We start from the raw sequence: 18,698 nt of genomic DNA on the forward strand, positions 1-18,698 counted from the left end.
CCTCCGACAGTTCGGCCACGATCGAAACATCCCGGCAGCGCGCCGCGATAGAAGTCTTCGAAGGACAACATCGGAACGCCTGATATCATGCCCACGACACCGAAGACCTCCATCGAACTCGCCCTGCTGCTTGCCCTCGCGACGCTGTGGGGCGCTTCCTACACATTCATCAAGATCGGTGTGGAGACGATCCCGCCGATCACGCTGATTGCCGCACGGACGTTGATCGCCGGCTTGATTCTGCTCGCCGTGCTTTGGTGGCGTGGGCTGCGCCTGCCGAGGGACACCGCGACATGGAGACGCTTCCTCGTGCAGGCCTGCCTGAACAGCGCCATACCGTTCACGCTGATCGCCTGGGCCGAGCGCACCGTCGACGCCGGACTTGCGACAATCCTCAACTCGACGACGCCGATCTTTGCCTTCCTGCTCACTGCGGCCATCACCCGGCACGAGCAGATAACGGCGCGAAAACTGTTCGGCGTCGCGGCCGGCATGGCCGGCATCTGCCTGATCATCGGCATGCAAGCGCTGAGCGGCCTCGGCAATGACTTATGGGCGCAGCTTGCCGTGGTCGCCGCGAGCATCTGCTACGGCGGAGCGGTGATCTTCGGCAAGAATTTCAAGGGTCTGGATCCGATGATGCCGGCGGCCGGCGCCATGATCTGCGGCGCGATCCTCCTGATCCCACTCAGCGTCGCAATTGACAGGCCATGGACGCTCAGTCCGTCTTCCGGATCGCTGCTTGCGCTGCTCGGCCTTTCGGTCTTCTCAACAGCACTGGCCTTCGCGATCTACTTCCGGCTGATCCACACCCTGGGTTCGGTCGGCACGACGGCGCAAGCCTATCTGCGGGTGCCGATCGGCGTCGGCATCGGCGTGATCTTCCTCGGCGAGACCGTCACCTCCACTGCCGGCATCGGTCTGGTCTGCGTCATCGCCGGCGTCATCGCCATGACGCTGCCCGGCCGCAAACAGAAGGCCGCAGCGGCAGCCTGACATTTGCACCGGGCCCAAGACCGCCGAGGCGGGTCGGATCGCGCGCCTCCGTCGGCTCAGGCTTGGGGCGGAACTGTCGGGAGTATTGCGTCGAGCGGCGGGTTGCGGATGACAGGACGCCGCTTCCCCAGTATCAAGTCGGAGCGGCATCGGACCTGCCGCATGGCCCGGTCCCGGTCGCACTGTCCGCCGATTCGGCCATCAAGACATGTCTCGTGAGGGATTCATGAAAATCGCCACCTGGAACATCAACGGCGTCAGGGCGCGCATCGGCAATCTCACCTCGTGGCTGAGGGACAGCGCGCCCGACATCGTCTGCCTCCAGGAGATCAAGTCGGTCGACGAGCAGTTCCCGCGCGCCGAGATCGAGACGCTCGGCTACCAGGTCGAGACGCACGGTCAGAAGGGGTTCAACGGCGTCGCGCTGCTGTCGAAGCTGAAGTTCGACGAGGTCAATCGCGGCCTGCCCGGCGACGACGCCGACGAACAGGCGCGTTTCATCGAGGGCGTGTTCTCGACGGAGAAGGGCGTACTGCGCGTCGTCTCGCTCTACCTGCCCAACGGCAATCCGATCGGCACGGAGAAATTTTCCTACAAGCTCGGTTGGATGGACCGGCTGGAGCGCTGGGCGAGCGACCGGCTGGCGCTGGAGGAGCCGCTGGTGCTGGCCGGCGACTACAACGTCATCCCCGAACCGGGCGACGCGAAAAACCCGGAAGCCTGGGTGAACGACGCGCTGTTCCAGCCGGAAAGCCGCCAGGCGCTGCGGCGGCTGGTCAATCTCGGCTTCACCGACGCCACGCGCGCCGTCACCGATTCGAACGATGTCTACACCTTCTGGGATTACCAGGCCGGCGCCTGGCAGAAGAACAACGGCATCCGCATCGATTTCCAGATGCTGTCTCCCGAAGCGGCGAACCTGCTCGCTTCAGCGTCTGTCGAAAAGCATGTACGGTCGTGGGAAAAGCCGTCGGACCACGTGCCGGTGGCGATTGAACTGGCGGCGTGACGCCGCCCGCCTACTGCGAGCCCTTGGTCAGATAATCTTCCGCAAGCGCGATCGCCGTGCGGCGGTCGGCTTCGGGGGCGAGCGCGAAAGCCTCCTCCTGCATGCCGCGGATCCAGCTCTTGTCCGTCGCCGGGGCTCGCTCGAGCGCGGCGGTCATCATCGCCAGCCCGCGCACCACCTTGCCGCTCTGGAACAGCAGATTGCCGAGCGTCGCCTGAGCGCCCGCATGGCCCTTCTCGGCGGCAAGCTGCAACCAGCGACCGGCCTGCTTGATGCTCTTCTTCACGCCGTCGCCGTTGAGGAACATCTTGCCCATCTCGAACTGGGCGTTGGGATTGCGGTAGTTCGCCGCCGCCCGCATGTAATATTGCTGCGCCGCCGCCGGATTGGCCTCGACAGGGCTGCCGGGAATGCCGCTCTGCCAGTAGCTGCCCAGCGCCACCAGCGCGTCGGACATGTAGCTTTCCTCGGGGCTGCCGGGCTCGACGTCCTGTTCGGCGATTTCGCTGAAGAACTTGAAGGCCTCGTAGTCGTCGCGGTCGACGCCGTCGCCCTCCGCATACATGCGCGCCAGCTTCCAGGTGGCGCCGAGCTGGCCCTTCTCGGCCGCGTAGCGGTAGGCCTCGACCGCCTGCTCCTTGTGGCCGCTCTTGTAAGCGCTGAAGCCGAACTGGAAGACCGCCCACGGGTTGGACTGCGCCTTGACCTCGCCCTTGTCGTCGAAAATGCGCTCGTCGAAGGCACGCGCCGGACCGGCGGCAAACACCGCCGCGGCCAAAAGCGCCGTCATCACACCCGATTTCACAACCGACGAACTACGCATTGCAGTCTTTTTCTGAACTCCCGGCGACAAAAGGCGCCATAACCATAGCGCTCGCCACCGACATTTTGTTCCAACGGGCAACAACCTGCTTATGCTGGTCGCTTGCCGTCCTGATCTTCCTTGCCCGCGCCCCGGTCCGACACGAAAGGGACCGCGCGACAGCCTTGCCGGCCCGGACGGTGAAACGCCCGAATGCCGCCGACTGCACTTCACAATCCCCTGAAATGTCGCGCCCGTTACCCGCGACATGCCTGCCGAAACGAAGTCGGCCCTGGACCACATCCGGGCCACACCGATCGACCATTTGATGATGGCGATCCAATTCGACCAAAGTGCGGCGACCGGCGCTGGCGACATGCGTCCCGCCTGCAATCCTCGCGTCGTCATAGCCAGCTATCGGGGATTTTCGGTCGGTGCCTTTTTGAATCGACTGAACCTGTTGCGCCGCGCTCGAAGCGCCATCGCCCAGACAGGACTTGAAAGGTACAAAACCGCGCATTCTCTTCCTGGCCGCATCACCGGCGGCTACGGGTCGTCCTAGGCCCCGCCTCAGACATGTTCCGGGTGCTCCGGGTTTATGGCGGGAAGTGGGCAATATTGCCTTGCCCGTTTCTACTCCAGTCCTTCTTGAGAAACTGTTGCTGAATCGTCACAAATCGCGCCGATTGTGTTGCTTGACAAGGGTTTGGCTGACTGACGGCGGCGTTACGATGCCGGAGCCTGCACAAAACAAAACCCCGCCGAAAACGACGGGGTTGTCAGTTTTCCGGAACCGGGGCGAGCCCGGCTCCGGCAAAAATCACTTCAAAGGCTCAGTTGACGGCGTCCTTGAGACCCTTGCCTGCCGTGAACTTCGGCACGGTACGCGCCGGAATCTTGACTTCCGCGCCGGTCTGCGGGTTGCGGCCGGTCGAAGCGGCACGCTTGGAAACGCTGAAATTACCGAAGCCGACGAGACGCACGTCACCACCCGTCTTCAACTCCCCGGTGATCACCGAGAACACTGCCTCGACCGCCGACTGCGCGTCGGTCTTGGAAAGCTTGGCCGACTCTGCAACCGCGGAAACCAGTTCGTTCTTGTTCATCAATAGTTCCTTCCATGAGAAATCCGGGACCAGGGACGCAACCGCCGGATAACGGACTTTTTCGGAGTTTCTTGTTCCAACTCTCCCTGCCGGGCCACCGCCAACGCGGCAGAAATCCCGGAGTTCCGCCGTTTGTCACATGAAAAAGCCGGGCGCAAGGCCCGGCTTATCAATAGTCACGCATTCCACCCAAGATTTAGTGGGCAAGCGCCTTACCCGCATCGTCACCAGCGTCCGGCTTGGCCGGAACGGCTTCCGCGGGCTCCGTCCACTCGATCGGCTCGGGCATGCGGACCAGCGCGTGGCGCAGGACCTCACCGACCCTCGAGACTGGCACGATCTCCATGCCGCTCTTCACATTGTCGGGGATCTCGGCCAGATCCTTGGCGTTCTCCTCGGGGATCAGCACCTTCTTGATGCCGCCGCGAAGTGCGGCAAGAAGCTTCTCCTTCAGACCACCGATCGGCAACACACGACCGCGCAGCGTGATCTCGCCGGTCATGGCGATGTCAGCCCGCACCGGGATGCCGGTGAGTACGGAGACGATTGCCGTCGCCATGGCGACGCCCGCCGACGGTCCGTCCTTCGGCGTAGCGCCTTCCGGAACGTGGACGTGGATGTCGCGCTTGTCGAACAGCGGCGGCTCGATGCCGAAGTCGATCGCCCTTGAGCGGACATAGGACGCCGCCGCCGAGATCGATTCCTTCATCACGTCCTTCAGGTTGCCGGTAACCGTCATCCTGCCCTTGCCGGGCATCATGACGCCTTCGATCGTCAGCAATTCGCCGCCGACCTCCGTCCACGCAAGACCGGTGACCACGCCGACCTGATCGTCCGATTCCGCCATACCGAACCGGAAGCGCGGAACGCCGAGATAGTCCTCGAGGTTCTTCGCCGTGATCTTCACCGACTTCTTCTTGGTCTTGATGATCTCCGTGACCGCCTTTCGCCCGAGCTTCATCAGCTCGCGCTCCAGGCTGCGCACGCCGGCTTCCCGCGTGTAGGTCTGGATGATGGCACGGATGGCCTCGTCGGCGACCGAGAACTCCTTCGGCTGAAGCGCATGGTCGCGCGCAACCTTCGGCATCAGGTGCCGCTTGGCGATCTCGACCTTCTCGTCCTCGGTGTAGCCGGCGATACGGATGATCTCCATGCGGTCCATCAAGGGTGCAGGGATATTCAGCGTATTGGCGGTCGTCACGAACATCACGCTCGACAGGTCGTATTCGACCTCGAGGTAATGGTCCATGAACGTCGAGTTCTGTTCCGGGTCGAGCACCTCCAGCAGCGCCGACGACGGATCGCCGCGGAAATCCTGGCCCATCTTGTCGATCTCATCGAGCAGGAAGAGCGGATTGGATTTTTTCGCCTTCTTCATCGACTGGATGACCTTGCCGGGCATCGAGCCGATATAGGTCCGCCGGTGGCCGCGTATCTCAGCCTCGTCACGCACGCCGCCCAGCGCCATCCGGATGAACTCGCGGCCGGTCGCCTTGGCGATCGACTTGCCGAGCGAGGTCTTGCCGACACCGGGAGGGCCGACAAGGCACAGGATCGGGCCCTTCAGCTTCTTCTGGCGGCTCTGCACGGCGAGGTATTCGACGATGCGGTCCTTGACCTTGTCGAGGCCGAAATGATCCGCGTCGAGCACTTCCTGCGCGTAGTTCAGGTCCTGCTTGACCTTCGAGTTCCTCTGCCACGGGATCGACAACAGCCAGTCGAGGTAGTTGCGCACCACCGTCGACTCGGCCGACATAGGCGACATCGAACGCAGCTTCTTCAATTCGGCTTCCGCCTTCTCGCGGGCCTCCTTGGAGAGTTTTGTCTTCTTGATGCGCGCCTCGATCTCGGCGGCCTCGTCGCGGCCGTCCTCGCCCTCGCCGAGCTCTTTCTGGATCGCCTTCATCTGCTCGTTGAGGTAATATTCGCGCTGCGTCTTCTCCATCTGGCGTTTTACACGCGAGCGGATTCTCTTCTCGACCTGCAGGACGGAAATCTCGGCTTCCATGAAGCCCATCGCCTTCTCCAGCCGCTCCTTGACGGAGAGGGTGGCGAGCATTTCCTGCTTCTCGGGGATCTTGATGGCGAGATGCGAAGCGACCGTGTCGGCAAGTTTCGAGAAATCGTCGATCTGGCTGGCAGCGCCGACCACTTCGGGCGAGATCTTCTTGTTCAGCTTCACATAGTTCTCGAAGTCGGAGATCACCGAACGCGACAGCGCCTCGATCTCGATCTCTTCCTCGGCCGGCTCCTCAAGCACATTGGCGCGTGCCTCGTGGAATTCGGTGCGCTCCGTGAAACTCGCGATCCTGGCACGCGACGTGCCTTCGACCAGCACCTTGACGGTGCCGTCGGGCAGCTTGAGCAACTGCAGGACGTTGGCCAATGTGCCGATGTCGTAGATCGCATCGGCCTCCGGATCGTCGTCGGCGGCGTTCATCTGGGTGGCGAGGAGAATCTGCTTCTCGGCGCCCATCACCTCTTCCAGCGCCTTGATCGATTTTTCACGCCCGACGAAGAGCGGCACGATCATGTGCGGGAACACCACGATGTCGCGCAGCGGGAGGACTGCGTAGACGCCATTGCCGGGTGTGCGGGGTAGTTTGGCCATTTTAAAACCTTTCTTCCGCGGCCGCGTTCAGCCAACCGCGAATCTTATTCTAGCGGGCGCAAGCCTTTCCGCCTATTGCCGAATGGTGCGGGCTTGTTAGCACGGAAGGATGCCCCTTGCTTCACCGTGTTAGTTGGCGTTGCGCCGACAAAAGATCAAGGGCGTGCACGCAGCCATCATGGCCGGCTCAAGCCTACAAGCTTTCGACTTGATCGCAACCGCGTCTTCCGCGACACTCCAGTCCGTCGAGGGTGGCAATCCAGAGTTTCAAGAGCATGTTCCTTCCCCGTGTTGAGCGCTGCGTTCCTCGCGCCGAAACGGTCGTCCTGTGAAAATCGATCGCCGTGGACTGCTGACTGGCGGCGCCCTGCTCGGCCTCGCCGCTGCTGCGCCGGCGACGGCGGCCGCGCCGGGTGCACCGAAGCCGGGCGGCGTCCCGCGCAGGCTCAAAAATGTCGCCGTCTATGTTCCGGGCTACTATCCTGAACATGCGCTCGCCAACGGAAAGCCGGTGTCTAGCAACCAGCGCTTCAACCGCGACCTTCCGGATACGGACGGCCTGCAGAAGATGCTGACGCGCATCGGCTTCGACGGCTCGATACGGCAAACGCTTCTGCCGGTTGCCGCTCATGATGTCGAAGTCGCGCCTGACCGATCGATCGGCGTTTTGTGCTCGATGGACGGGCGCAACCATACCGCGTTCGATCCCGAAACGCTGGAGATGGCTGCCCTTGCGCCGTCGTTCAAAGACGGCTGGAACGGCGGCGGCCATGCCGTCTTCCTCGACGGCGGCAGGACGGTGGTGATGTCCGAACGGGCGCCCACTGCTGTCTATCGCGGCAAGCCCGAGGCGCACTACGGACGCCTGAGCATCCGCGACCCCAGGACGCTCAAGATCGCCGAGAGCTATTCGACCCATGGCATCGACCCGCATGACATAAGACTGACCACGGACGGGAAATACATTGTCGCGGCCAACTACGGTTCCACTGTTTCGGCCAAGACGGGCGCCCATACAGTGCCACGCACCGTCGTCGAGGCATCGATCACGGTCGTCGAACTGTCGAGCGGCAAGCTGGTCGACAAGCGCAAGACCGGGCGCGGCAAGGTCGAATTGCGTCACCTTGCCGTTGGCAACCTCGACCGCATCTTCGCGATCCAGGCACTGTACGGCAGCGACCGGGAAGATGCGCGCATCCACGCGGAAGACAACGTCGCCTATGAGGCCGACATGACGACCGAACCCGGCCAGAACTACATGCCGGTGGCGACGCTGAAATATGACGCCTCCCGCAAGACGCTCGGTAAGATGGGCGACCGCGCCGCCAACAGGCTGATGCGCCACGGGCTGTCCATCCGCTACGACGAACGCCATGACCAGGTACTGGCGAGTTATCCCAGCACCCATCAGCTCATGGTCTTCGACGGCGCCACCGGCAACATCATAGAGCGCCTCGACACCCGCACCTTCGGCATGCGCTATCCCTGCGGAATCACGCTGCTGCCGGACGGCGCACACTATGCCGTCACCGGTCATTGGGAGAACATGTTCGTGTTCGAGCGCGGCTCGCACCGGCTGGTGCGAGAACTCTGCCGCTATCCGATGTTCTTCGGCCACAGCCACATCACATCGGCGTAGCCGGCTCTCAGATCACAACGAAATCTGCGTTGGTCAGGATCGCGTTGTTGGTGATCGTGGCAAGCTTGATCGCCGCGAAGCCCGTGCCGGAGCCGTCGGCGTCGTAGTAGAGGTTGCCGGTGCTCTGCTTGTAGATGATGCGGTCGTTCGCATCGATCGCCGCGGCATCCATGTTCTTGAAGGCCGAAGCTGACAGCGTGCCGAGCGTCGTCAGCGCGGTGAAGAACTGATTGTCGACGTGTATGGTGTCGTCCGCGACATTATAGTCGGTGATGGCGTCGACATTTGTGGTGGCGTTCAGCTTCGAGTTGAAGATGAAGATGTCCTGCCCGGCGCCGCCGCTTACCACATCCTTGCCGCCATAGCCCTTGATCATGTCGTTGCCCCCTCCCCCGGCTATGACATTTACGCTGTTGTCGCCGAAAAGCTGGTCGGCAAAGTTGCTGCCCGTCAGGTTCTCCACCCCGAAATAGGTGTCGCCCTTCGCCTCGCCGAGGTTGGCGGACGGATTGGCCAGACTGGCGCCGACACCAGCGGTCGCCTCGGCATAGGAGGCGGTGTCATTGCCGTCGCTGCCGTCCAGCTCATCGGCGCCGGTCCCGCCGATCAACACGTCATCGCCCGAACCGCCGGCGAGGCGGTCGTTGCCGGCAAGACCTTTCAACGTGTCGGAACCGAGATTGCCATCGATCCGGTTCGCCCCGGCATTGCCGAAGAGCGTGTCGTTCAGGGTCGAGCCGCGCAGATTCTCGATCGAATTGTAAGTGTCGCCGGCGGCATTGCCGGTGTTGAGCGTTGGATCGGTCAGGCTGACGGTGACGTCGGTTCCCGAATCCGAATAGTCCGCCACGTCGATGCCGAAACCACCGCTCAGATAGTCGGCACCAGAACCGCCTCCGCGCAGGAAATCGTCGCCGGCGCCGCCGAACAGCTTGTTGTTACCGCCCGCGCCGAACAGTTCATCGTTGCCGTCATTGCCAAAGATGGTGTCGGCCAGGTTCTTGCCGTGGAAGAAGTCGCCGTTGGCGCTGCCGTTATAGGTCCAGGGCAGCACGAAAAAGATGTTCTCGATCGGCACCGAATTGCCGGTCAGGAAGGCGGTGATGAACGAATTGCGGAAGGTGATGCCATCAATGGCAAGGCCGGTGATGTCGAACAGCGACGAGGAGGTGACGACATTCCCCTGGGCTGTCCCGTCTAGGATGACGCTGACCGACGTGATCGTGCCGCCGTTCGGCAATCCATCGGCGCCGTAGGTAATGTTGGTGCCCTTGACGACTATGCCGCCGGGGCGGATGTCGAATTCACCGGGCGAGCCGGTCGCGTCGGCGCGGCCCCAGACGAAGCCGGTCGCGGTCTTGAACAGGATGTTGCTGCCCGCTTCCTTCTGCGCAGCCTGGGTAAGTTGAAAGCTCAACATGCCGCCAAGCCCGAGGACATCGGAATCAGCGATCTGGTTGACGGTCGGCATGGTTTTCCTCCGGCTTAGATTGGACGAGACCACGCTGTCGCGGCCCGATACGTGGTTTCTGCAAAACTCCGACACAAAATTGGAAGGTCGGTCACACAGTATTGCAAACTTGCACGGCAATTGTATCGAGACGATGGCGACGCGTCAGGCGAATGTCACCGAACCGGGGCCGATTTGCCGCGGGCCTCTGTCGGCTTCGAAGAAGTGCTGCCGGGCGGACTTCGCGGCGGCAAAGTGTTGCGGCATATAAGCCGCATCCGCAAGGCAGCAGGCACTCCAAAGCAAAACGGCGCCCGAAGGCGCCGTCAAAAATTCGGAAAGCTCCAGTCCGTCAGGCGGTGGCGCCCTTCTTTTCCTTCTGCTCGGAATAGATGTAGAGCGGCCGGGCGCTGCCGGTCACCACTTCTTCCGAAATCACCACTTCCTGCACGCCTTCCAGCGCCGGAAGCTCGAACATCGTGTCGAGCAGGATCGCTTCCATGATGGAACGCAGACCGCGCGCACCGGTCTTGCGCTCGATGGCGCGCTTCGCGATTGCCGACAGTGCGTTCTCGTGGAACGTCAGTTCGACATTCTCCATCTCGAACAGCCGCTGGTACTGCTTGACCAGTGCATTCTTCGGCTCGGTCAGGATCTGGATGAGCGCAGGCTCGTCCAGGTCTTCGAGCGTTGCCAGCACCGGCAGGCGGCCGACGAATTCCGGGATCAGGCCGAATTTCAGCAGGTCTTCCGGCTCGACCAGGCGGAACACCGCGCCCGTGCGCCGGTCTTCCGGCGAAGCGACCGTTGCGCTGAAGCCGATCGAGGTTTTCCGGCCGCGATCCGAGATGATCTTGTCGAGGCCTGCAAAGGCGCCGCCGCAGATGAACAGGATGTTGGCGGTGTCGACTTGCAGGAACTCCTGCTGCGGATGCTTCCTGCCACCCTGGGGAGGAACCGAAGCGACTGTGCCTTCCATGATCTTCAGCAGCGCCTGCTGCACGCCCTCGCCCGACACGTCGCGGGTGATCGACGGGTTGTCGGACTTGCGCGAAATCTTGTCGATCTCGTCGATGTAGACAATGCCGCGCTGCGCCCGCTCGACATTGTAGTCGGCCGACTGCAGCAGCTTGAGGATGATGTTCTCGACATCCTCGCCGACATAGCCAGCTTCGGTCAGCGTCGTGGCATCGGCCATGGTGAAGGGCACGTCGATGATGCGGGCCAGCGTCTGGGCGAGCAGCGTCTTGCCGCAGCCGGTCGGGCCGATCAGAAGGATGTTCGACTTCGCCAATTCGACGTCATTGTTCTTGGTGGCATGCGCCAGCCGCTTGTAGTGGTTGTGGACGGCGACCGACAGCACGCGCTTAGCGTAGGGCTGGCCGATCACATAATCGTCAAGAACCTTCAATATCTCCTGCGGTGTAGGCACGCCCTCGCGCGACTTCACCATCGAGGTCTTGTTCTCCTCGCGGATGATGTCCATGCAGAGTTCGACGCATTCGTCGCATATGAAGACCGTCGGGCCGGCGATCAGCTTGCGCACCTCGTGCTGGCTTTTGCCGCAGAACGAGCAGTACAGCGTGTTCTTGGAGTCGCCGCCGCCGGAACTGACCTTGCTCATAATATCCAAGTCCTTTTAGTGCCGCCTCGCCGGCGAAGCAGCCAAGCGTCAGCATCGAGTATTAGCCGCGGAAACGCCCCAACGCCAGCGGTTTGGCGCATACGCGGCTTCCGCAAGAAACTCATCCCAGAAGGCGCGGCTGCCGTCCCGCTAATCCCATGCGAAGCTAAGCCGTCGAAACTCAACATAGGCTTAACGTAGGTCGCGCCTCCCGTCGAGGGAACAGCAAAATGTGTCCGAATTGCCGCAGCTCGCGTCAAAAAAGTGTCATTGGCCGCAAGCGTCGGATTTGTCGACATTATCCCTGCTGGAGCGCCTCTGCCGCTTCGCGGCTGGAAATGACCTTGTCGATCAGGCCGAAATCCCTGGCCTCGTCGGCGGTCATGAAGTGATCGCGGTCGAGCGTCTTCTCGATTTCCTCATAAGGCTTGCCGGTGTGCTTGACATACACCTCGTTGAGGCGACGCTTCAGCTTGATGATGTCCTGGGCGTGGCGCTCGATGTCGGAGGCCTGGCCCTGGAAGCCACCTGAAGGCTGGTGCACCATGATGCGGGCGTTCGGCGTTGCGAAGCGCATGTCCTTAGCGCCAGCGGTCAAGAGCAGCGAGCCCATCGAGGCCGCTTGGCCGATGCACAGCGTCGACACCGCCGGCTTGATGAACTGCATGGTGTCGTAGATCGCCATGCCGGAGGTCACCACGCCGCCAGGCGAGTTGATGTAGAGGTTGATCTCCTTCTTCGGGTTCTCGGCTTCCAGGAACAGCAGCTGCGCGCAGACCAGCGTCGCCATGCCGTCCTCGACCGGACCGGTGATGAAGATGATGCGTTCCTTGAGCAGCCGCGAGAAGATGTCATAGGCGCGCTCGCCGCGGTTGGTCTGCTCGACCACCATGGGGACGAGATTCATGTAGGTTTCGACGGGGTTCTTCATCGGGCGTCCGTTATCTGGCCGAATCGGCCTTCCCAGGCGGAATCGTGCGTTGTTTCGTTGTTCCGTAAATAGGATGCCGCCTCCGCCTTGCGCAAGGCCGACCATCGAACGCGAAAAAGTAACCCTGCCCGTTAACGAAACCTTAAAATTCCACTTTCCCGCGACGCAGCCTTCTCTAATGTAACAATCGGTTGCGGTATGGCGTGTCAGGGGTGGGTGATGGCTTTCAAGCCGGTTTTTTGCGCAGCGGTCGCGGGTTCGATGATGTTGGCCGCCGTTTCAGACTCTTTCGCCGGCGGCAAGGCTGTCGAATGCTACGAACAATACCGAACGGCTCCGGTATACGACACCGTCTATGAGAACGTGCAGGTAAATCCGGCGAGCCAGTATGTCGAGACCACGCCGGCGATCTACGGCACGCGCAAGCGCGCCGTGCTCATGCGGCCCGAGCAGATAAGTTATGAAGTGGTGCCGGCGGTGGTGCAGACGCGCTATCGCACGGTGAAGGTTGCCGATGGCGGCCATTCGTGGGAATGGCGCTGGATCAATGGCCGCAAGGTTCTGTGCAAGATCAAGCGCAAGGCACGCTACGAGCAGGTGGCGGAAACCGTCGTCGTGCAGCCGGAATACCAGCGCCGCGTCATCATTCCGGCCGTCTACGACTACGAGGTCGAGCAGGTGATGATCCAGCCTGAGCAGCGCCGCGTCGTCGACGTGCCGGCGACCTACCGGACCGTTGCTCGGCAGGTGCTGGTGAGCGAAGGCACAACCGGCTGGAAGCGCGTGAAAATCCGCAGACATTGTGGGTGATTGCCGACGGGCGGCAAGCACCTAGACCTCGGCCCGCAACCAGCGCTTCAGTCCATCCACATCATCGTCGCCAATCGCCGCGGCGACACGGCGTCCGACCGCCGCGCCGAACTTGTAGCCGTGGCCGGAGCAAGCAGAGACGACCAGCGCCTTGCCTTTTTCGGTCGCGAAAAATCGCTCATCTTTGGTGAAAGTGTAGGCGCAGGTCACCACCTCGGTCACCCTGTATTCCTCGATGCGGGCGATGGGCGGCGAGAACAGGTTGCGGATCGCCTCGCCCTCACCTGCCACCGGATCGCGGTTCCAATCGGCATCGCTGGTCGGCACCTTGTGCAGGCCCGAACCGAACTTCATGCCGGCGCCGCCGGAGGGCGGAATCATGTAGCCGTCGGTCTTGCCGCCTACGTCGAGGATCACCGGCGCGGCTTCCCACGCCGCCCGCAGGTCGGCCGGCGGTTCCACATAGGCCAGCGCCGTCCGATAGGTCTTCAGCGTGCCGCCTAGTTCCGGGAACAGTTTCAGCACCCAGGCACCCGCCGTTACCACCACACGATCGCCGGCGATCTCGCTGCCATCCTCCAGGCCGACCGAGCCGCGCTCGTCCCCGACCGAAACGACCTTGCTGTTCTCGTAAACGTTGGCGCCGTTGGCGCGCAGCCATTTCGCCAGGCCGGCCGCGATTTTCCGGCAATGCAGCGCGCCGCCTTCCGTCGAAAAATAGGCGTAGCGGAATGTTCCCGCCTCAAGGAACGGCCATATTTCCACCGCCTGTTCCGGTTGGAAAAGCTGGAAAGGATACCCGCCCGCCTCCAGCCCCTCGCGGTAGATCTCTGCTTCGTCGCCTTCCTCGCGGGAAATGCACAGAAAACCCCGTGGATCGAGGTGGTTTTCGCCGAGATCGGTCCACATCTCGTCCCAGGCCTCATACGCCTCGGTGATCAGCCGGCCGTATCCCGTCGCCTTGCCGTAGGCGCGACGGATGATGCGATGATGGTCGCCCGAGGCGGCAAGTGGATTGGGGATCGGTCCCTGCTCGACGAGGGTGACGCTATGCTCCGCCTTGACCAGCGACCAAGCGGTGGAAAGGCCGGCAATGCCGCCGCCGACGACGATGATGTTCATGCTTTTCTCCATGCTGATTGGAGATAGCGCTTGCCTGCGTGGCACTGCAAGTCCGCCATCTCCGACGCTTTCCCACCTTCGCGGATCGGGATAGACAACGACCAATGGAACCCGCGAAGCCTCCCCACCTCGCCTTCGACCTCGCCACCCGCCATATGCGGCTCGATCCGCACGAGCCGGTCTTCGTGCAAGACCCCTACGTTGCCTATCGCTGGATGCATGCCAATGCGCGCTGCGTTTTCTGGGAAAATTTCGGCTTCTGGTGCCTTTCCGGCTATGACGACGTCAACCGCCTGTTCCGCGACAAGCGCTTCGGGCGGGAGCGGCCCGGCGGCTACCGCGCCGCCGTGGGGGCGACCGGGGAGCGCGGCCATCTCGCCGATTTCGACTCGGTCGAGGCCGGATCGCTGCTCGAGCTGGAGCCGCCGGCGCATACCCGGCTTCGCACGCTGGTCAACCGCGCCTTCGTATCCCGGCAGGTCGAGAGGCTCAGACCGAAGATCGAAGCGCTGGCACACCGACTGATCGACGGCTTTGAGGACAGGGGCCGTGCCGAGCTGATCCGCGACTTCGCGACGCCGCTCCCCGCCGCCGTCATCGCCGAGATGATGGGCCTGCCGGCCGAGAGCGGGCTGCAGCTCGTTGCCTGGTCCAATCACATGGTGCGCATGTACATGCACAAGCCCGACCGCACTGAGGCCGAACGCGCCAACGCTTCGGCGCGTGCCTTCGCCGATTTCATCCGCCACCACGCCACCGGGAAGCGAAAGCACCCTGGCGACGACCTGCTCAGCCTGCTGACCGCCGCCCATGAGGACGGCCAGAAGCTGACAGAGGACGAATTGGTCTCCTCGGCGATCCTGCTGCTCAATGCCGGCCACGAGGCGACCGTGCACCAGACCGGCAACGCCGTCCGCACGATCCTGGCGCAGGGCGGCGATCCTCGTCGTTTCTTTGCAACGCCCGAGGCGACAGCCACGACGGTCGAGGAATGCCTGCGCTTCGACGCGCCGCTCCACATGTTCACCCGCTATGCCTATGAGAACATCGAATTCGCGGACGGCGTGACGGTGAGGGCCGGCGGCCAGATCGGCCTGCTGCTCGGCGCCGCGAACCGCGATCCCCTCGCCTTCTCCGCTCCGGACGAATTCCGGCCCGGCCGCCCGGACCAGAAAAACGTCTCCTTCGGAGCGGGCATCCATTTCTGCATCGGCGCACCGCTGGCGCGGCTCGAACTGCAGGTCTCGCTGAAGACGCTGTTCGACCGGCTGCCAGACTTGCGGCTGGCGGAAGAGCCGGCCTACCGGGACATCTACCATTTCCACGGGCTGGAAAGGCTCGCCGTTCAGTTCGATCGGCAGGCGGCGCAGCCTGCAGCAAGGCTTTGAAATGATCTTCGCCTTCCTCGAAGAACCGCCCTTCTGCTTCACGGAATCCTCCGGCGCTATCTCCGGCTGCGACGTCGAGCTTGCTCGCGCCGTGTGCGAGCGGCTTGGCTTGGACTTCCAACCGGTGGAGACCGAATTCGCCGAGCTTTTGCCCGGGCTGGCGGAGGGGCGCTGGACGATGACCACCGGCCTGTTCGTCTCGGATGAGCGCAAGAAGCTGGTCGACTTCAGCCGACCGATCTGGGCATTGGCCGATGGCCTGCTGACCGCCGAAGGCAATCCTCGCGGCCTCGCCGGCTATCGCTCGATCGCGGTGGACAGTGGTGCGCTGCTCGGCGTCATCACCGATCAGGTGCAGGGTCGCACCGCTGCGGAAAATGGCGTTCCTCCCGAGCGGATCCGGTTATTTTCTACCCAATCCGAAGCCGCCGAAGCGGTGGCCGCAGGCCATTTGCATGCCTATGCCAGTGTCGCCATGGCGCATCGCGGCTATCTGGCGCGAATACCCGAAGCGCCTCTGGCGGTCGTCGATGTCCCATCGCCCGAGAAGCAGCCGGCGTTCGGCGCCTTCGCACTCCGCAAAACCGATGCCGCACTACGGGAAGCGATCGACGCCTGCCTCGGTGACATTCTCGGCAGCCGGTGGCATCGCGACCTGATGGCGCGCTATGGCTTTTCCGAAAGCGACATCGATCGCGTGCTTCCAGGAATGCGCACGAAAGCCAGGGACGACGACACCATCGCCTTCTATGCGCGGGAGGCAGAAGCCTACACGACGCGCGGCACGGGGGCTGAGCATCGACACCTACAGAGATTCATGGCGACGCTGCCGGCGCGTGGCTCGGTGCTCGAACTCGGCTGCGGTGCAGGACAAGACAGCGAGGCGATGCTTGCAGCCGGCTTTGACGTCACGCCCACCGACGGCACGCCCGAGATTGCGCAGGCAGCGGAGAGACGGCTGGGCCGGCCGGTCAAGGTGCTGCTCTTCGACGAGACCGTCGAAGTGGAAGCGTTCGACGGCATCTGGGCCAATGCCTGTCTGCTGCATGTCCCGCGGGCCGAGCTTGCCGCCATAATCGGCCGCATCCATGCGGCACTGAAGCCCGGTGGGACCTTCTATGCAAGCTTCAAGACCGGCGCCGCCGAGGGCCGCGACAGGTTCGGGCGCTACTACAACTATCCGGATGCCGATTTTCTGCGCGCGGCGCTTCGGCCCGAGGGCTGGGCATCCATCGACATGGCAGTGGAAGCCGGCAGCGGCTACTACAATCTTCCGGCCGACTGGCTGCACCTGCTGGCGATCAAACGAGCCTAGGCGCGGGGACCGATCGTCGCCAGCCGGACAGTGGCCAGGAGGCGGTCAGAGCCGGATCACATATTCCTTTCGCGTGGTCTCGACCACCTCCCACGTGCCCTTGAAGCCCGGCTGCAGGACAAAACTGTCGCCGGCTGTCACGGTACGGGCCGCGCCACCCTCCTCGGCGATGATCGAGACGCCGGACAGGATGTGGCAGAACTCCCATTCGTCGTAATCAATCCGCCATTTTCCCGGCGTCGCTTCCCAGATGCCAGCATAGAGCCCGTTCGGCTGCTCGTCGATATTCCACGAGCGGAACTGCGGATCACCTGAGATGACACGGTCGGGCGCTGGCCCACCGTCTTCGGGCTGCACGCTGTTTAACGAGATGGAACGAAACCTTGCTGACATACGCTGACCTCGCTGGCGACCGGACGAGCACTATCGGTGCTGGCGCCCGCGACCGCAACACCGTCCCGGCGATCGCCCCGGATCGCCTGCCACGCAGGATTAGACGATGTCGGACAACAGGCGGCATGCGTGGCCAGAGCGGAATCCCGCCCCGGCCGCCATGAATTTCAGGCTTTTGCCAGCGCCTGGTCGAGGTCGGCGAGGATGTCGGCTACGTCCTCGATGCCGACAGACAGCCGCACCGTGTCCGGCCCGGCGCCGGCGGCGACCTTCTGCTCGTCCGAAAGCTGGCGGTGCGTGGTCGAGGCCGGGTGGATCACCAAAGACTTGGTGTCGCCGACATTGGCCAGATGCGAGAAAAGCTCCAGTGCCTCGACGAATTTCACGCCGGACTCGTAGCCGCCCTTCAGGCCGAAGGTGAAGACTGCGCCGGCGCCGCTCGGCGAGTATTTCGTCGCCAGCGCCGCGTTCGGGTCGTTCGGCAGGCCAGGATAGGAGACCCATGCCACCTTGGCGTGTTTCGACAGATGTTCGGCGACCTTTTGCGCGTTGTCGCAGTGGCGCTGCATGCGGAGCGGCAGCGTCTCCAGGCCGGTGAGGATCAGGAAGGCGTTGAAGGGCGAGATCGCCGGCCCCATGTCGCGCAGCCCGAGCACACGCGCCGCAATCGCGAAGGCAAAATTGCCGAAGGTTTCGTGCAGCACCATGCCGCCATATTCGGGGCGGGGCTCGGACAGCATCGGATAGTTGCCCGACTTCGACCAGTCGAAGGTGCCGCCGTCGACCAGCACGCCGCCGATCGAATTGCCATGGCCGCCGATGAATTTGGTCAGCGAATGCACGACGATGTCGGCGCCGTGCTCGATGGGCCGAACGAGATAGGGCGTCGCCAGCGTGTTGTCGACGATCAGCGGTATGCCGTGCTTGCGCGCGATGTTGCCGATGGCTTCCAGGTCGACGAACTCGCCATTCGGGTTGGCCAGGCTTTCGACGAAGATCGCGCGCGTCTTGCCGTCAATCTCTTTTTCAAAACTTGGCACGTCGCGCGGATCGGCCCAGCGCACCTCCCAGCCGAAATTCTTGAAGGCGTGGCCGAACTGGTTGATCGAGCCGCCATAGAGCCGGCGCGCCGCAACGAAATTGTCGCCCGGGCGCATGATGGTGTGGAACACCAGCATCTGCGCGGCATGACCCGACGCTACCGCCAGCGCCGCGGTGCCACCCTCCAGGGCTGCGACGCGCTCCTCCAGAACCGCCTGGGTCGGGTTCATGATGCGGGTGTAGATGTTGCCGAACGCCTTCAGGCCGAACAGAGAGGCGGCGTGGTCGGCGTCGTCGAACACGAAGGAGGTGGTCTGGTAGATCGGCGTGGCGCGCGCGCCGGTCGCCGGATCGGGTTTTGCGCCGGCATGGACGGCGAGCGTGTTGAACCCGGGTGTGCGCTGGGACATGTTTCCTCCAGATGATGCTTTCGTGAAAAACCGAACTATCTTGGTCGACCC

The 18,698-nt window shown here is 63.0% G+C and carries 16 protein-coding genes and 1 pseudogene; 8 read left to right on the forward strand and 9 right to left on the reverse strand.

Going from position 1 to position 18,698, the window contains the following annotated elements:
* Positions 1 to 87 precede the first annotated feature (87 nt).
* Both ACH196_RS04165 and xth read left to right on the forward strand, forming a co-directional pair.
* Complete coding sequence (locus tag ACH196_RS04165; RefSeq protein WP_396645168.1) at positions 88 to 996, forward strand: DMT family transporter; 909 nt, start codon at positions 88 to 90, stop codon at positions 994 to 996.
* Positions 997 to 1,222: 226 nt separating this feature from the next.
* Complete coding sequence (gene xth / locus ACH196_RS04170; protein WP_396645169.1) at positions 1,223 to 2,005, forward strand: exodeoxyribonuclease III; 783 nt, start codon at positions 1,223 to 1,225, stop codon at positions 2,003 to 2,005.
* A 10-nt stretch (positions 2,006 to 2,015) separates the two neighbouring features.
* Here xth and ACH196_RS04175 read toward each other — a convergent pair whose 3' ends face one another.
* The gene (locus ACH196_RS04175) at positions 2,016 to 2,828 is read right to left on the reverse strand and encodes a tetratricopeptide repeat protein (RefSeq protein WP_396645171.1); all 813 of its coding nucleotides are present in this window, start codon (positions 2,826 to 2,828) and stop codon (positions 2,016 to 2,018) included.
* Positions 2,829 to 3,075: 247 nt separating this feature from the next.
* Between ACH196_RS04175 and ACH196_RS04180 the strand changes: the two genes are divergently transcribed.
* Entirely contained in the window at positions 3,076 to 3,369 is a 294-nt protein-coding gene (locus tag ACH196_RS04180) for a hypothetical protein (RefSeq protein WP_396645173.1), read from the forward strand.
* A gap of 271 nt (positions 3,370 to 3,640) precedes the next feature.
* Here ACH196_RS04180 and hupB read toward each other — a convergent pair whose 3' ends face one another.
* Together hupB and lon are read right to left on the reverse strand one after the other, a co-directional pair.
* The gene (gene hupB / locus ACH196_RS04185) at positions 3,641 to 3,913 is read right to left on the reverse strand and encodes a DNA-binding protein HupB (RefSeq protein ID WP_396645174.1); all 273 of its coding nucleotides are present in this window, start codon (positions 3,911 to 3,913) and stop codon (positions 3,641 to 3,643) included.
* A gap of 196 nt (positions 3,914 to 4,109) precedes the next feature.
* Positions 4,110 to 6,524, reverse strand: a complete 2,415-nt coding sequence (gene lon / locus ACH196_RS04190) for an endopeptidase La (RefSeq protein WP_396645175.1) — start codon at positions 6,522 to 6,524, stop codon at positions 4,110 to 4,112.
* Between the two features lie 328 nt (positions 6,525 to 6,852).
* On the opposite strand from lon, the gene ACH196_RS04195 reads away from it, so the two are divergent.
* Positions 6,853 to 8,163: a DUF1513 domain-containing protein gene (locus ACH196_RS04195; RefSeq protein ID WP_396645176.1), complete on the forward strand. Its 1,311-nt coding sequence runs from the start codon at positions 6,853 to 6,855 to the stop codon at positions 8,161 to 8,163.
* 7 nt (positions 8,164 to 8,170) lie between these two features.
* Here ACH196_RS04195 and ACH196_RS04200 read toward each other — a convergent pair whose 3' ends face one another.
* The 3 genes from ACH196_RS04200 to clpP all read right to left on the reverse strand — a co-directional run bounded on the left by ACH196_RS04200 (position 8,171) and on the right by clpP (position 12,168).
* Entirely contained in the window at positions 8,171 to 9,634 is a 1,464-nt protein-coding gene (locus ACH196_RS04200; RefSeq protein ID WP_396645177.1) for a calcium-binding protein, read from the reverse strand.
* A 331-nt stretch (positions 9,635 to 9,965) separates the two neighbouring features.
* Positions 9,966 to 11,237, reverse strand: coding sequence for an ATP-dependent Clp protease ATP-binding subunit ClpX (gene clpX, locus ACH196_RS04205; RefSeq protein ID WP_396645178.1), 1,272 nt, complete (start codon positions 11,235 to 11,237; stop codon positions 9,966 to 9,968).
* 298 nt (positions 11,238 to 11,535) lie between these two features.
* Positions 11,536 to 12,168 carry an ATP-dependent Clp endopeptidase proteolytic subunit ClpP gene (clpP, locus tag ACH196_RS04210; protein WP_396645179.1) on the reverse strand — a complete coding sequence of 211 codons (633 nt, stop codon included), beginning with the start codon at positions 12,166 to 12,168 and terminating at the stop codon, positions 11,536 to 11,538.
* A 219-nt stretch (positions 12,169 to 12,387) separates the two neighbouring features.
* Here clpP and ACH196_RS04215 point away from each other — a divergent pair, with 219 nt between their 5' ends.
* Entirely contained in the window at positions 12,388 to 12,978 is a 591-nt protein-coding gene (locus ACH196_RS04215; RefSeq protein WP_396645181.1) for a hypothetical protein, read from the forward strand.
* A gap of 21 nt (positions 12,979 to 12,999) precedes the next feature.
* On the opposite strand, the gene ACH196_RS04220 is transcribed toward ACH196_RS04215, so the two are convergent.
* Entirely contained in the window at positions 13,000 to 14,100 is a 1,101-nt protein-coding gene (locus ACH196_RS04220) for an NAD(P)/FAD-dependent oxidoreductase (RefSeq protein ID WP_396645182.1), read from the reverse strand.
* A gap of 104 nt (positions 14,101 to 14,204) precedes the next feature.
* On the opposite strand from ACH196_RS04220, the gene ACH196_RS04225 reads away from it, so the two are divergent.
* From ACH196_RS04225 to ACH196_RS04235, 3 genes and pseudogenes are all read left to right on the forward strand, one after another.
* Complete coding sequence (locus ACH196_RS04225) at positions 14,205 to 15,488, forward strand: cytochrome P450 (protein WP_396645184.1); 1,284 nt, start codon at positions 14,205 to 14,207, stop codon at positions 15,486 to 15,488.
* Between the two features lies 1 nt (position 15,489).
* Positions 15,490 to 16,146 (forward strand): annotated as a pseudogene (locus tag ACH196_RS04230) (transporter substrate-binding domain-containing protein); the annotation flags it as partial.
* Between the two features lie 51 nt (positions 16,147 to 16,197).
* Positions 16,198 to 16,803: a class I SAM-dependent methyltransferase gene (locus tag ACH196_RS04235; protein ID WP_396645382.1), complete on the forward strand. Its 606-nt coding sequence runs from the start codon at positions 16,198 to 16,200 to the stop codon at positions 16,801 to 16,803.
* Positions 16,804 to 16,848: 45 nt separating this feature from the next.
* Here ACH196_RS04235 and ACH196_RS04240 read toward each other — a convergent pair whose 3' ends face one another.
* Together ACH196_RS04240 and ACH196_RS04245 are read right to left on the reverse strand one after the other, a co-directional pair.
* On the reverse strand, positions 16,849 to 17,196 hold the full coding sequence (locus tag ACH196_RS04240) for a cupin domain-containing protein (RefSeq protein ID WP_396645186.1): 348 nt from the start codon (positions 17,194 to 17,196) through the stop codon (positions 16,849 to 16,851).
* 167 nt (positions 17,197 to 17,363) lie between these two features.
* On the reverse strand, positions 17,364 to 18,647 hold the full coding sequence (locus ACH196_RS04245; RefSeq protein WP_396645188.1) for an O-acetylhomoserine aminocarboxypropyltransferase: 1,284 nt from the start codon (positions 18,645 to 18,647) through the stop codon (positions 17,364 to 17,366).
* Positions 18,648 to 18,698: the final 51 nt, after the last annotated feature.

Origin of the sequence: Mesorhizobium sp. IMUNJ 23232, from assembly GCF_044326205.1 — a bacterium.
GTDB lineage: Bacteria > Pseudomonadota > Alphaproteobacteria > Rhizobiales > Rhizobiaceae > Kumtagia.